This window comes from Pseudomonas sp. ANT_J12 (assembly GCF_008370045.1).
Taxonomy (GTDB): domain Bacteria; phylum Pseudomonadota; class Gammaproteobacteria; order Pseudomonadales; family Pseudomonadaceae; genus Aquipseudomonas.
On the sequence record NZ_VOBN01000005.1, the window covers coordinates 16,145 to 28,566 of the forward strand.

The following is a 12,422-nucleotide window of genomic DNA, read 5'->3' on the forward strand; positions in this document are numbered from 1 at the left end:
AACCAGTCGCCCTTTCAGATAAGAGTGGCCGGATGTTTCTTTGACCTATAATTCCAACCCTTTTGTAGGGACATGGACGGCCGAATGTCAGCCACATACCGCGATGCATTGCGTGCAGCGCTGCTTTACCTGGTGATTTCAGTAGTCTGGCTCCAGTTCAGTGGTTATTTATTGAACAGTTTCTTCGATAGCTCCCATGAACTGCTGCGATGGCAACTGATCAACGGTTATGCCTGGGTGCTGCTGAGCGCCGGATTAATCTTCCTCGCCCGGGCCAAGTTGTTCCGTTGCCTGGGCATCGGCGCCAAATTGCGTGAGCAAAATGACGACCGCGAACGCTTGCGCCAGGCCGCCGCCGTATTCGATTGCACCCGGGAAGGGGTGCTGGTCACCGACAGCCAAGGCCTGATCGTGCATGTGAACCGGGCGTTTATGGAAATCACCGGTTATCAGAGCGAAGAAGTCCTGGGGCAGCAGCCGAGCCTGTTCAAGTCCGGTCACCACCCGCCGGCGTTCTATCAGGCGATGTTCGCGATGCTCGGCAGCGTCGGCGAGTGGAGCGGGGAAATCTGGAACCGGCGCAAAAGCGGCGAGATCTACCCGCAATGGCAGACCATCCGCCTCATTCATGACGATCTGGGTCGGGTCAGTCATTACGTGGCGGTGTTTTCCGACATCAGCGCGATCAAGAACTCCGAACACGAACTGATGCACCTGGCCCACCACGACCCGCTGACCGACCTGCCCAACCGTCTGCTGTTCACCGATCGCGTCGAGCAAGCGCTGACCTCGGCGCAACTGCACAAGCGCGGCTGCGCCTTGCTGATGATCGACCTCGATCACTTCAAGATGATCAACGACAGCCTCGGGCACAACGTCGGCGACCAGTTGCTTAAAGCGGTGGCCGGACGTTTCCAGGGGCTGTTCGCACCGGGCGTTACCCTGGCGCGCCTGGGTGGCGACGAATTTGCGGTGCTTGCCGAAAACTGCCCGCAACTGGTGCAGGCGGCGGCACTGGCGCAGCGGATCATCGATGGCCTGAAGCAGCCGTTCGAGATCGACGGGCATCAGTTGTTCATCAACGCCAGCATCGGCATCAGCCTGTTCCCCAGCGACGCCTTGAGCGCCGAGCAATTGCTGCGCAACGCCGATTCGGCGCTGTTCAAGGCCAAGAGCACCGGGCGCGATGGTTACGCGCTGTACACCGAAGAATTGACCGCCCATGCCCAACAGCGGGTCGAGATCGCCTTCGAACTGCGTCGCGCGCTGGAGCTGCAGGAACTACGGGTTTACTACCAGCCGGTGCATGACCTCAAAACCAGTCGCCTGATCGGCGTCGAAGCGCTGGTGCGCTGGGAGCACCCGCAGCGCGGATTGATATCTCCGGCAGAATTCATCCCCGTCGCCGAACGCACCGGGTTGATTGCCGAGATCGACGCGTGGGTCATGCAGCAGGCGTGTCAGCAGATGTGCCAATGGCAGCAGGCCGGAGTGGTGTTGTCGTTTGTCGCGGTGAATGTGTCTTCGCGCCTGTTTGCCCGCCGCGAGTTGTATCAGCAGGTGGCGCACGTGCTGCACGAAACCGGGCTGGATCCGGCGTACCTGGAACTGGAAGTTACCGAAAGCGCGGTGATGGACGATCCGGAAGTGGCGCTGGAGCAGATGCACCGCTTGCGTGAGTTGGGCGTGCGCCTGGCTATCGATGATTTCGGCACCGGGTATTCGTCGCTGCTGCGGCTCAAGCGCTTGCCGGTGCAGAAACTCAAGATCGATCAGGGCTTTGTCGCCGGGTTGCCGTGGGATGAGGACGATGGCGCGATTGTGCGGGTGATTATTGCGTTGGCCAAAAGTATGGGGATGCAGGTGCACGCCGAAGGGATCGAGCAGGTAGAGCAGGCGGGGTTCCTGCTCGAACACGATTGCGATCTGGGGCAGGGTTATTGGTTTGGCCGTCCGGTGCCGGCTGAGTTGCTGGATTGGGCTCGGGCGCCGGTGATTGGCTGAGGCTCACGACCTGCTTTTGTGGCGAGGGAGCTTGTGTGGCTAGGGGGCTTGCCCCCGTCGGGTGGCGAAGCCGCCCCAAAATGTCTGATACACCGCGCTAGCAGAATTTACGACTGCTTCGCAGCCGAACGGGGGCAAGCCCCCTCCCCACAGGGGTTTTGTGGGGCTTTCGAAAATGTGAAAACCCCCGCAACCCCTTGTCCCATCAAATAATACTTTCTAGTTATATAAACATTCTTAAATAGTCTTTTTAAGAATATCAGCGCCTATCTACTATTGCCCTCACGCCGCAAGCAGTGTCGCCACTGCCAGGCAACCTCTCAGTCGAAGGAGCAGCACCATGAGCGCATCCCTACGTAGCGTTGACGGCCAGGACGAAGCAACCATTTTGCGTGAGATCCAGAGCGCCCTGCGCGATCTGCGTTTTGGCGCAGTGGAAATCACCGTGCACAACGCTCAGGTGGTCCAGATCGAGCGCAAAGAGAAATTCCGCTTGCAGAACCCGACCAACAAGCCGAGCTGAAAAGATCAAAAGATCGCAGCCTTCGGCAGCGCCTGCGGGGGATTGATGTGGGAGCTGCCGAAGGCGGCGATCTTTAAACAGGCAACCCGGTTTCAAACCATAAGAAAAGCCAACACCACCAGAATTCCAGGAGCTTTCACCATGTCGTCGATTCGTCATTTTGCTTTGGCCGCGCTGGCCAGCGCCCTTTTTGCGGGTTCCGCGGTTGCCAAGGATTACGAGCTGCTCAACGTGTCGTACGACCCGACCCGCGAGCTGTATCAGGACTACAACGCCGAATTCATCAACTTCTGGAAGAAAGACCACGCGGGCGACAACGTGAAGATCCAGCAGTCCCACGGCGGCTCGGGCAAACAGGGCCGTGCGGTGATCGACGGTCTGCGTGCTGACGTGGTGACCCTGGCCCTGGCCGGCGACATCGACGAAATCGCCAAACTCGGCAAAACCCTGCCAGCCGACTGGCAAACACGCCTGCCGGATGCGAGCACGCCTTACACCTCGACCATCGTGTTCCTGGTGCGCAAGGGCAACCCTAAAGGCATCAAGGACTGGGGCGACCTGGTCAAGAACGATGTGTCGGTCATCACCCCGAACCCGAAAACCTCCGGCGGCGCCCGCTGGAACTTCCTCGCGGCGTGGGCCTATGGCCTGAAAGCCAACGGCGGTGACGAGGCCAAGGCCAAGGAATATATCCAGACCCTGTTCAAACACGTGCCCGTGCTGGACACCGGCGCGCGCGGTTCGACCATCACCTTCGTCAACAACGGTCAGGGCGACGTGTTGCTGGCCTGGGAAAACGAAGCGTTCCTGGCGCTGAAAGAAGACGGCGGCGCCGACAAGTTCGAGATCGTCGTACCTTCGCTGTCGATCCTCGCCGAGCCGCCCGTGGCCGTGGTCGACAAGAACGCCGAGAAAAAGGGCAACGAGCAGATCGCCGAAGCCTACCTTAAGCACCTGTACAGCCCGGCCGGCCAGGAAATCGCCGCGAAAAACTTCTACCGTCCACGGGATAAAGATGTAGCGGCGAAGTACGCCAAGCAGTTCCCGAAACTGGACCTTGTGACCATCGACAAAGACTTCGGCGGCTGGAAAACTGCCCAACCGAAATTCTTCAATGACGGTGGCGTGTTCGACCAGATTTACCAGGCGCAGTAACCTGCAGCAGCCATAAAACGAGCCCCGATTTAACCGTCGGGGCTTTGCGCGTTCTCAACCAAGGACTTTTATGTCGCGTCGTATCTCCCCCGTCATACCCGGCTTCGGGCTGACGCTGGGCTACACCTTGGTGTACCTCAGCCTGATTGTGCTTATTCCACTGGCGGCGATGTTCATCCATGCCTCCCAACTTACCTGGGATCAGTTCTACGCCATCGTCACCGCACCTCGGGTGCTGGCGGCGTTGAAGCTGAGCTTCGGCACGGCGCTGTATGCCGCGATCATCAACGGCATCATCGGCACGTTGCTGGCCTGGGTGCTGGTGCGCTACACCTTCCCGGGGCGCAAGATCATCGACGCGATGATCGACCTGCCGTTCGCCCTGCCCACCGCCGTGGCCGGTATCGCGCTGACCGCGCTGTATACGCCGACCGGCCTGGTCGGGCAGTTCGCTGCGGACCTGGGCTTCAAGATCGCCTACACCCCCCTCGGCATCACTCTGGCGCTGACCTTCGTCACGCTGCCGTTTGTGGTGCGCACGGTGCAGCCGGTGTTGGCCGACATCCCGCGTGAAGTGGAAGAAGCCGCCGCGTGCCTGGGCGCCAAGCCGTTGCAGGTGTTCCGCTACATCCTGGTGCCCGCGCTGTTGCCCGCCTGGCTGACCGGTTTTGCCCTGGCGTTTGCCCGTGGCGTCGGTGAGTACGGCTCGGTGATTTTCATCGCCGGCAACATGCCGATGAAAACCGAGATCCTGCCGCTGCTGATCATGGTCAAGCTCGACCAATACGATTACACCGGTGCTACCTCCATTGGCGTGTTGATGCTGGTGGTTTCCTTCGTCCTGTTGCTGCTGATCAACTTGCTGCAGCGGCGCATCGAAACCCCATAAGGAGGCGCGAACCATGTCCCAATCGTCTATTGCAGCCGCCTCTTCGGCCAACGCCGCCCGCCGTGGCAGTGCTACGTCGCGACGCATCCTGATCGGCTTGTGCTGGCTGGTCTTCACCCTGTTTCTGTTGTTGCCGCTGTTTATCGTGGTGTCCCAAGGCTTGAAAAACGGCCTGGGCGCGTTCTTCACCGCGATCTTTGAACCGGACGCCTTGTCGGCGCTGAAACTCACGGTCATCGCGGTGCTGATTTCGGTGCCGCTGAACGTGGTGTTCGGCGTCAGTGCGGCGTGGTGCGTGAGCAAGTACTCATTCCGTGGCAAGAGCATGCTCGTCACGCTGATCGACCTGCCGTTTTCGGTGTCGCCGGTGATCGCCGGTCTGGTCTATGTGCTGATGTTCGGCGCCCAGGGCCTGTTCGGGCCGTGGTTGCAGGATCACGACATCCAGATCGTCTTCGCCTTGCCGGGCATCGTGCTGGCGACGATTTTCGTCACCGTGCCGTTCGTGGCCCGGGAACTGATCCCGCTGATGCAGGAACAAGGCACCCAGGAAGAAGAAGCCGCGCGGCTGCTCGGCGCTAATGGCTGGCAGATGTTCTGGCACGTCACCGTTCCCAATATCAAATGGGGCCTGATCTACGGCGTGGTGCTGTGTACCGCGCGGGCGATGGGTGAGTTCGGTGCGGTGTCGGTGGTTTCCGGGCACATTCGCGGGGTGACCAACACCTTGCCGCTGCACGTCGAGATCCTCTACAACGAATACAACCACGTGGCCGCGTTCGCCGTGGCGAGCCTGTTGCTGATCATGGCGCTCTTCATCCTGCTGCTGAAGCAGTGGAGCGAAAACCGTATTAACCGCCTGCGCGCCAGCGCCGCGGAGGAATAATTCATGTCGATCGAAGTGCGTAACGTCAGCAAGAATTTCAACGCGTTCAAGGCCCTGAACGACATCAGCCTGGACATCCACAGCGGCGAACTCGTGGCCCTGCTCGGTCCATCGGGCTGCGGCAAGACCACGCTGCTGCGGATCATCGCCGGCCTGGAAACCCCGGACCAGGGCAACATCGTGTTCCACGGTGAAGATGTCTCCGGCCACGACGTGCGTGATCGCAACGTCGGTTTCGTGTTTCAGCATTACGCCTTGTTCCGCCACATGACGGTGTTCGACAACGTCGCGTTCGGCCTGCGCATGAAACCGAAAAACCAGCGCCCGAGCGAAAGCCAGATCGCGGTCAAAGTCCACGAACTGCTGAACATGGTGCAACTGGATTGGTTGTCGGATCGCTACCCGGAGCAATTGTCCGGTGGTCAGCGCCAGCGGATTGCCTTGGCCCGCGCCCTGGCGGTGGAACCGAAAGTCCTGCTGCTCGATGAACCCTTCGGCGCTCTCGATGCCAAGGTCCGGAAGGAACTGCGGCGCTGGCTGGCGCGGCTGCACGAAGACATCAACCTGACCTCCGTGTTCGTGACCCACGACCAGGAAGAAGCGATGGAGGTCGCGGATCGCATTGTGGTGATGAACAAGGGTGTGATCGAACAGATCGGCTCACCGGGCGACGTCTACGAAAACCCGGCCAGTGATTTCGTTTATCACTTCCTCGGCGATTCGAACCGTTTGCACCTGGGTGACGACAAGCACGTGCTGTTCCGTCCCCACGAAGTGTCGCTGTCGCGGCATGAGCTGGAGGACCACCACGCGGCTGAAGTGCGGGATATCCGGCCGCTGGGCGCGACCACGCGGGTGACGTTGAAAGTGGAAGGGCAGAGCGAATTGATCGAGGCGGAAGTGGTGAAGGATCACGACAGCCTGGTCGGGTTGGCCAAGGGTGAGACGTTGTTCTTCAAGCCCAAGGTTTGGCAGAAAGTCGCCAACATCTAAGGCAAAAGCTTCGCGGGCAAGCCTCGCTCCTACAGGGTCAACGTTGTCATCACGACCGACGAAAATCCTGTAGGAGCGAGGCTTGCCCGCGAATGCGAACTACGCAGCAGCACGCTTCGGATTGATTCTCACACCCCCGACCCGCGCCTCAATCTGCTCCTTGAGGTCGCGCCGCAACCCCAACAAAAACGCCAACTCCGCCACCACAAACAACGGCCCGACGATCAGCCCCGTCACATCATCGACAAACGCCGGTTTGCGCCCTTCGTAATGATGCCCGACAAACTGGATCGCCCAGCCAATCACAAACATTGCCACGCCGCTGCTCAGCCAGAGCATCGTGCTTTGCTGCGCGAGCACCTGCCCTGTCCAGACGCACAGGCCGAGCAACACCGTCATCAACACCCCGAGGCGCAGCTCCAGGCGCAAGTAAAACCACGCCGACGCCAGCGCCACCAGCACCGCCGGCGACACCCAGCCGCCCAGCCACTGCGGCCGCGACAGCAACACCGCCACCGCCACCACAATCAGCGGAATACCGATAAAGTGGCTGACGATATTGCGCGGGTCACGGTGGTAGGCGGCGTATTGACTGAGATGGTCAACGAGGCTTTTCATTGTTATTCCTCCTGTAGGGTGAGGGATCATGCCCCGGGTTCAGCGTTCGCTCTGTCAGCCAGGCGACAATTTCCAGGAGTCTTCATGGACATGCAGGTTTGGCGTTCGCGCCTGATGAGCGGGCAGTGGTTCAGCCATTTACCTGTTCCTTTACAGGATAGTCTGCTGGCTGCGGCCCGGCTGAGGCGGTTGGCGCCTGGGCAGCGGCTGTTCAAGCGTGGCGATCCGCCGTGCGGGTTATACGCGGTGCTTGAAGGTTCGGTGCGCATCGGCGCGGTGAGTGAGCAGGGCAAAGAAGCGTTGTTGAGCCTGGTCGAACCGCCGCACTGGTTTGGCGAAATCTGCCTGTTCGATGGCCAGCCCCGCACCCACGATGCGTTCGGCGCCGGGCAGTGCACCCTGCTGCACATCCCGCAAACCGCGCTGCTCAAGTTGCTCGACGAACAACCGCTGTACTGGCGGCAACTGGCGCTGCTGATGAGCCACAAACTGCGCCTGACCTTCATCAACCTCGAACAACTGAGCCTGATGCCCGCCCCGGCGCGCCTGGCCCATCGCCTGCTGATGATCGCCGAAGGCTACGGCGAAATCGATCCGCCGCGCCGGGTGTTGCAACTGCCCCAGGAGCAATTGGCGTCGATGCTGTCCTTGTCGCGCCAGACCACCAACCAGATGCTCAAGGAATTGCAGGGGCAGGGGATTATTGGCCTGGGCTACGGCGAGATCGAAATCCTCGATGCCGCGCGGCTCCGAGCATTAGCCACAATCTAACCTCCAACACACAACCCCCGTAGGAGCAAAGCTTGCTCGCGAAGAGGCCCGGCCAGTCAACAAACATTCGTCGACTGGCCGGGCCTCTTCGCGAGCAAGCTTTGCTCCTACAGGTTGTGCAGTCTTCGAAGTTTGTGGTGGGCAATCGACCCGAACACGCCTAGCCTGTACCCCTGATTAATCGAGGTGTGCCATGCGTGTCCTTTTAGTGGAAGACGAACCCGAAACCGCCAAACTCCTGGCCAACGGCCTGAACGAAGCGAGCTATTCGGTGGATGTGGCGCTCAACGGCATGGACGGCCGGCGCTTCATCGAGTCCGGCGAATACGACCTGATCATCCTCGACGTCATGCTCCCGGGCCTCAACGGCTGGCAGCTACAGCAACAAATCCGCAAACTCGGCGAAACCCCGGTGCTGTTCCTCACCACCAAGGACGGCATCGAAGATCGCCTGCGCGGGTTGGAATTGCATGAGGATGACTACTTGCTCAAGCCGTTCGCCGTGAGTGAACTGGTGGCGCGGGTGCGCAAGTTGTTGCGGCGGGATCGGGGGCGCTGAAAGATTTCTGTGGCGTCTGGGAAATCGCCTTCGCGGGCAAGCCTCGCTCCTACATTGGATCGCATTACCCCTGTAGGAGCGAGGCTTGCCCGCGAAGAGGCCTGTCCTGGCAACCCATTTCCAAAATCCGTCAGCGCAACCCATCCCGAAACTGCCCCGGCGTCATCCCCGTCCAGCGTTTGAACGCGCGGCTGAAGCTGCTTGTATCTGCAAACCCCAGCAGATAACTGATCTCACTCAACGAACACTGCGGATCACGCAGGTGCAGCAGCGCCAGGTTCTCGCGGCTTTCGTTGAGCAACGTGTCGAACCGGCAACCCTCGTCCGCCAGGTGCCGTTGCAGGCTGCGCAGGCTCAGGTGCAGGGTCTTGGCGATGTGCTCGGCGCTGGGTTCGCCTTCGGGCAGTTGTTCTTCGATGGCGTCGCGTACCTTGCGTTCCCAGGTCAGGGGTTTGAGCTGGGCGAGGGTGCGTTTGAGCACGGTTTCGTTGTGTTCGGCCAGTTCCGGGTTGGCGTCGTCGAGGTGACTTTCGAAGTCCACCAGGGCGAATTCCAGTCGATCTTCGGCGGCGGCAAAGTACACCGGCGAGCGGAACACTTTGTGCCATTGGTGCGGGTCCGCCGGTTCCGGGCGGCGAAGGTACACCGCCAGCGGGGCGTAGTCGCGGCCCAGGCGATTGCGGCAGGTGCGCACGTAGATCGCAGCAAAGGCGTCGATGGCTTCGAAGGCGGGTGCCGGGTTGCCGGGCGGGACTTTCAGGCGAAAGCGGTAGCGGTCATCGCTGCGGGTCAGTTCCAGTTCCAGGGCATCGCTGACCACTTGGTGATAACGCACGATGCGCTCGAACACCTCCCGCAGACTGCCGCTGGCCACCAGCGCATAACCGAGCGCATGGAAGGTGGTCGGGCTGACGAAACGCGACACCCGCAAGCCAATCGCCGGGTCGCCGCTGACTTGCACGGCGATTTCCCACAGGCGCGTGGTGCTGGACAACGGATAACGGGCGTTAGGGTCGTCCATCAACTGCGGGTCAAGCCCCGCCTGGTGGCACAGGGCGGTGCTGTCGAGGCCCAACGCATCGAGTTGCTTGCGCAGGGCGCGGGTCCAGCTGGCGAGGGAGGTCGGTTCAGTCATGCTGATTGGCGCTTCCGGTCAACAGGTTGGCGTTCACGGCTACCGTCTTGTGGGGCATCACAAGGCAGGATGTGACCATCAATAACCAGAGGATGGAAGCATGGACGGTACTTCTGCAAGTCCCCAGCGACTGAATGCAGCCCAACGATCAGCCCATATTCGCGAAGTGGTGCTGGCCAGAGGCGTTGAACTGCGAAAACGCTACCCGATTCTCACCCATCAAGACGCCTTGGGCGCCGGTATCCTGGCCTTCGCCCTGGCCGGGATGATCGGTTCGGCGGCGCTCTACATCACCGGGCACATGGCCGGGTGGGTGTGCCTGCTGCTCAATGCGTTTTTCGCCTCGTTGACCCACGAACTGGAACACGACCTGATCCACAGCATGTACTTCCGCAAACAACGCGTGCCGCACAACCTGATGATGGGCCTGGTCTGGCTGGCGCGGCCGAGCACGATCAACCCGTGGATTCGCCGGCATTTGCACCTCAACCACCACAAGGTCTCCGGCACCGAAACCGACATGGAAGAACGGGCGATCACCAACGGCGAGCCCTGGGGCATCGCGCGGTTGCTGATGGTGGGCGATAACGTGATGTCGGCGTTTATCCGCATGCTGCGGGCCAAGACCTGGGCGCACAAGTTCAGCATCATCAAGCGCACGTTGAAGGTCTATGCGCCGCTGGCGCTGGTGCATTGGGGCGCGTGGTATGTGTTTCTCGGCTTCCATGCCGCCAATGGCATCGCGTCCCTGATGGGCACGTCGATTGAATGGTCGGCGACCACGTTGTCGGTGATGCAGGTGATCGATATCGCAGCGGTGGTGATCATTGGGCCGAACGTGTTGCGCACTTTCTGCCTGCACTTTGTCAGCTCGAACATGCATTACTACGGTGATGTGGAACTGGGCAATGTGATCCAGCAAACCCAGGTGCTGAACCCGTGGTGGATGTGGCCGATGCAGGCGTTCTGCTTCAACTTCGGCAGCAGCCACGGGATTCATCATTTTGTGGTGAAGGAGCCGTTCTACATCCGCCAGATGACCGTGCCGGTGGCGCATAAGGTCATGCGCGAGATGGGGGTGAGGTTCAATGATTTCGGGACGTTTGGGCGGGCGAATCGGTTTGTGCGCAAGGAGGAAGTTCAGGGGCAACCGGTAGAAGGTGTGCGGGTGTGATGATCGTTCCCACGCTCTGCGTGGGAATGCCTCACCGGACGCGGAGCGTCCCTGGCTGCATTCCTTTGCTGCGCGTGGGAACGATCGGTGGTTAGTCGGGCTGAAACGGCGACTCACTCAAGATCACCCCGGTTTCATCCACATACCGCTGCCAATGCTCAATCAGCGCAGCCAGTTTGTCCGGCTGCAACAGCGCCAAATCATGAATCTCCCCCGGATCACTCCCCAGATCATAAAGCTGCCAGGTCGCCGGCCCCACCGGCCCGGGGATGTACACCGCTTTCCACTGCCCCTGCCGAATCGCCCTGCGTCCAAACAACTCCCACCCGGTCACCGTGTGTTCGTCATGCACTTGCGCCGTTTCACCGGACAGAAACCCCAGCCACGATTTTCCTCGCAGTGGCGCCACGTCCTTGCCACGCCAACGCTTGCCGGGATGGCGCACGCCGGCCAGGTCGAGAATCGTCGGCGTGATGTCCATCACCGTGCCAAACCCATGGCTGATCTGTCCCTTGAGCGGCAGTTGCGGGTAGTGCACCAGCGCCGGCACACGAATCCCGCCTTCAGTGGTGAAGGCCTTGAACAGCCGTGACGGTGCGGTCGCGACCTGGGCCCAACTCGGTCCGTACCAGACGTAGGAGTTGGCACGGCCAATGTTCTCCAGGCTGTTGTCGTAGTGCTGGTTCAGATAGGTCAGCAGCTCCGGACCGAATTTCGGAAAGGCTTCCAGCAGCGCGCCTTCAGCGCCGTTATCGGACATGAACAGGATGAAGGTGTTGTCCAGTTGCCCCTGTTTGCGCAGGTAATCGACCACGCGACCGATGTTCCAGTCCATGCGCTCGACCATCGCCGCGTAAACCTCCATGGCCCGGGCGGACACCTGGCGTTGTTCGTCGCTCAAGGCATCCCATTGGGCGGTGAGCTGGATCAGCGGATGAGGTTCGACATCGGCGTCGATCAGGCCTAAGGCCTTGAGTTTTTCCAGTCGCTCCAACCGCAGCACTTCGGGACCCGCGTCATAACGACCACGGTATTTTTCAACCACATCGGCCGGAGCCTGCAACGGCCAGTGCGGCGCGGAAAACGGCAAATACGCGAAGAACGGCCGGGTCTGATCACGTTCCTTGAGGTACTGCAAAAGCTTGTCGCCAAAGGCATCGGAGGAATAGAAATCCTTCGGCAGTTCTTCGACAAAGGTGTCGTCTTCGATGTACAGCGCCGGGGTGGATTTCAGCAGGCCAGGCGTGTGTTCATCGTAGGTCGGCTCGAACCCGTAATGGTTGGCGGCGCCGGGCAGCAGCGAGAACGAACGCTCGAAACCCCGTGCGTGCGGCGCCAGTTCAGCGGTCAGGCCCAGGTGCCATTTGCCGCTCATCAACGTCTGGTAACCGGCCTCGCGCAGCAACTCAGGCAACGCCACCACGCGCTCGTTGAGGTGACCCTCGTAACCCGGTTTGCCGATCAACTCCGGAGTCAGCGCTTCGGCCATGGTGCCGATGCCGGCGATGTGGTGGTCGGTGCCAGTCAGCAGCATCGAACGGGTCGGCGAACAGGTGGGTGCGGTGTGGAAATCGGTCAGGCGCAGGCCGTTGTTGGCCAGGGCATCGAGGTTGGGCGTGGCGATTTCACCACCGAACGCGCCGATATCGGAAAAGCCCAGGTCATCGGCCAGGATCACCAGAAAGTTGGGACGTTGCGGCATCAAAAATCTCCTG

General features: G+C 60.6%; 12 protein-coding genes. 9 read left to right on the forward strand and 3 right to left on the reverse strand.

Features of this window, described 5'->3' with window-relative positions; genetic code table 11:
• The first annotated feature begins 84 nt into the window (after positions 1–84).
• From dibA to FQ192_RS13100, 6 genes are all read left to right on the forward strand, one after another.
• A complete protein-coding gene (gene dibA / locus FQ192_RS13075) occupies positions 85–2,004 on the forward strand; it encodes a phosphodiesterase DibA (RefSeq protein ID WP_149658983.1) in 1,920 nt (639 codons plus the stop codon).
• 340 nt (positions 2,005–2,344) lie between these two features.
• Positions 2,345–2,527, forward strand: coding sequence for a sulfur starvation response protein OscA (gene oscA / locus FQ192_RS13080; protein ID WP_054050217.1), 183 nt, complete (start codon positions 2,345–2,347; stop codon positions 2,525–2,527).
• Between the two features lie 141 nt (positions 2,528–2,668).
• A complete protein-coding gene (locus FQ192_RS13085) occupies positions 2,669–3,682 on the forward strand; it encodes a sulfate ABC transporter substrate-binding protein (protein ID WP_149658984.1) in 1,014 nt (337 codons plus the stop codon).
• Between the two features lie 70 nt (positions 3,683–3,752).
• Positions 3,753–4,571, forward strand: a complete 819-nt coding sequence (cysT, locus tag FQ192_RS13090; protein WP_149658985.1) for a sulfate ABC transporter permease subunit CysT — start codon at positions 3,753–3,755, stop codon at positions 4,569–4,571.
• A gap of 13 nt (positions 4,572–4,584) precedes the next feature.
• Positions 4,585–5,457 carry a sulfate ABC transporter permease subunit CysW gene (cysW, locus tag FQ192_RS13095; RefSeq protein ID WP_054050211.1) on the forward strand — a complete coding sequence of 291 codons (873 nt, stop codon included), beginning with the start codon at positions 4,585–4,587 and terminating at the stop codon, positions 5,455–5,457.
• Between the two features lie 3 nt (positions 5,458–5,460).
• Positions 5,461–6,450: a sulfate/molybdate ABC transporter ATP-binding protein gene (locus tag FQ192_RS13100; RefSeq protein WP_149658986.1), complete on the forward strand. Its 990-nt coding sequence runs from the start codon at positions 5,461–5,463 to the stop codon at positions 6,448–6,450.
• A gap of 99 nt (positions 6,451–6,549) precedes the next feature.
• Here the strand turns inward: FQ192_RS13100 and FQ192_RS13105 are convergent, their stop codons facing one another.
• Entirely contained in the window at positions 6,550–7,068 is a 519-nt protein-coding gene (locus FQ192_RS13105) for a DUF962 domain-containing protein (protein ID WP_149658987.1), read from the reverse strand.
• Positions 7,069–7,152: 84 nt separating this feature from the next.
• Here FQ192_RS13105 and FQ192_RS13110 point away from each other — a divergent pair, with 84 nt between their 5' ends.
• Both FQ192_RS13110 and FQ192_RS13115 read left to right on the forward strand, forming a co-directional pair.
• Positions 7,153–7,839 (forward strand): Crp/Fnr family transcriptional regulator, encoded by a 687-nt coding sequence (locus FQ192_RS13110; RefSeq protein ID WP_149658988.1) that lies wholly within the window; start codon positions 7,153–7,155, stop codon positions 7,837–7,839.
• A gap of 193 nt (positions 7,840–8,032) precedes the next feature.
• Positions 8,033–8,398, forward strand: a complete 366-nt coding sequence (locus FQ192_RS13115; protein WP_149658989.1) for a response regulator — start codon at positions 8,033–8,035, stop codon at positions 8,396–8,398.
• A 130-nt stretch (positions 8,399–8,528) separates the two neighbouring features.
• On the opposite strand, the gene FQ192_RS13120 is transcribed toward FQ192_RS13115, so the two are convergent.
• Positions 8,529–9,533 carry an AraC family transcriptional regulator gene (locus FQ192_RS13120; protein ID WP_149658990.1) on the reverse strand — a complete coding sequence of 335 codons (1,005 nt, stop codon included), beginning with the start codon at positions 9,531–9,533 and terminating at the stop codon, positions 8,529–8,531.
• A gap of 100 nt (positions 9,534–9,633) precedes the next feature.
• Here FQ192_RS13120 and FQ192_RS13125 point away from each other — a divergent pair, with 100 nt between their 5' ends.
• Positions 9,634–10,707, forward strand: a complete 1,074-nt coding sequence (locus tag FQ192_RS13125) for a fatty acid desaturase (protein ID WP_149658991.1) — start codon at positions 9,634–9,636, stop codon at positions 10,705–10,707.
• A 91-nt stretch (positions 10,708–10,798) separates the two neighbouring features.
• Here FQ192_RS13125 and FQ192_RS13130 read toward each other — a convergent pair whose 3' ends face one another.
• Positions 10,799–12,409 (reverse strand): arylsulfatase, encoded by a 1,611-nt coding sequence (locus FQ192_RS13130; protein ID WP_149658992.1) that lies wholly within the window; start codon positions 12,407–12,409, stop codon positions 10,799–10,801.
• Positions 12,410–12,422: the final 13 nt, after the last annotated feature.

What these genes read in the sequence shown, in the direction of transcription:
- dibA (WP_149658983.1), top strand. Translation starts at nt 85, where the DNA reads ATGTCAGCCACATACCGCGATGCATTGCGTGCAGCGCTGCTTTACCTG.
- oscA (WP_054050217.1), top strand. Translation starts at nt 2,345, where the DNA reads ATGAGCGCATCCCTACGTAGCGTTGACGGCCAGGACGAAGCAACCATT.
- FQ192_RS13085 (WP_149658984.1), top strand. Translation starts at nt 2,669, where the DNA reads ATGTCGTCGATTCGTCATTTTGCTTTGGCCGCGCTGGCCAGCGCCCTT.
- cysT (WP_149658985.1), top strand. Translation starts at nt 3,753, where the DNA reads ATGTCGCGTCGTATCTCCCCCGTCATACCCGGCTTCGGGCTGACGCTG.
- cysW (WP_054050211.1), top strand. Translation starts at nt 4,585, where the DNA reads ATGTCCCAATCGTCTATTGCAGCCGCCTCTTCGGCCAACGCCGCCCGC.
- FQ192_RS13100 (WP_149658986.1), top strand. Translation starts at nt 5,461, where the DNA reads ATGTCGATCGAAGTGCGTAACGTCAGCAAGAATTTCAACGCGTTCAAG.
- FQ192_RS13105 (WP_149658987.1), bottom strand. Translation starts at nt 7,068, where the DNA reads ATGAAAAGCCTCGTTGACCATCTCAGTCAATACGCCGCCTACCACCGT.
- FQ192_RS13110 (WP_149658988.1), top strand. Translation starts at nt 7,153, where the DNA reads ATGGACATGCAGGTTTGGCGTTCGCGCCTGATGAGCGGGCAGTGGTTC.
- FQ192_RS13115 (WP_149658989.1), top strand. Translation starts at nt 8,033, where the DNA reads ATGCGTGTCCTTTTAGTGGAAGACGAACCCGAAACCGCCAAACTCCTG.
- FQ192_RS13120 (WP_149658990.1), bottom strand. Translation starts at nt 9,533, where the DNA reads ATGACTGAACCGACCTCCCTCGCCAGCTGGACCCGCGCCCTGCGCAAG.
- FQ192_RS13125 (WP_149658991.1), top strand. Translation starts at nt 9,634, where the DNA reads ATGGACGGTACTTCTGCAAGTCCCCAGCGACTGAATGCAGCCCAACGA.
- FQ192_RS13130 (WP_149658992.1), bottom strand. Translation starts at nt 12,409, where the DNA reads ATGCCGCAACGTCCCAACTTTCTGGTGATCCTGGCCGATGACCTGGGC.